Annotated in this window: 1 protein-coding gene; it reads right to left on the reverse strand. The window is 69.3% G+C overall.

Features of this window, described 5'->3' with window-relative positions:
• A partial coding sequence (locus ACLZOT_RS49685) for a transglycosylase domain-containing protein (RefSeq protein WP_416975942.1) occupies positions 1-713 on the reverse strand: 713 nt, incomplete at both ends.

A 713-nucleotide genomic window follows, 5' to 3' on the forward strand; every position in this document is an offset into this window, starting at 1 on the left:
GCCGGGCACCAGGCCCACGACCGCCGTGTGCACACGGACGCCGCCCTTGCCGCCGGGATGGTCCTGGACCAGTTGGGTGGCGCGGTCCTGGAGGGCCAGGTCGAAGGTGGTCGTCACGCTGTAGCCGCCGCTCGCGAGCTGGTCCTCGGTGATGCCGAGCCGGTCGGCGGCCTCCTTCGCGGCGACGTCGATCAGATACTGGCGCTGGCCTTCGGTGTCGCCGGGCGGATAGAAGCGGAAGGCCGGGAAGCGGGCCTCCGCGCGCTGTTGCGCCGTGATCGCGCCGCTCGCCGCCATCGCGTCCAGCACCCACTCCCAGCGGTCCGCCAGCTTCGCGGTCACCTTCGCGTCCGAGCCCGCCTTCTCGTAGTACGACGGGATGTTGACGATGGAGGCCAACGCCGCGCCCTGCGCGATCGTCAGGTTCTTCGCGTCCACTCCGAAGTAGTTGCGCGATGCCGACTGGATGCCTGCCGCTCCCCGGCCGAAGTACACCGTGTTCAGATAGCCCTCGAGGATCTCGTCCTTGCTCCGCGTGCGGTCCAGTTTGATCGCGACGATCGCCTCGCGCGCCTTGCGGGACAGTGAACGCTCCGGGCTGAGCAGCGCGTTCTTCACATACTGCTGGGTGATGGTGGAGCCGCCCTGCGGTTCGCCGCCGGTCAGGGCCGCGAGGGTGGCCCTCCCTATGGCTTTCGGCGAGATGCCGTTGT

It is taken from the genome of Streptomyces sp. 4F14 (assembly GCF_048159485.1).
GTDB lineage: Bacteria > Actinomycetota > Actinomycetes > Streptomycetales > Streptomycetaceae > Streptomyces.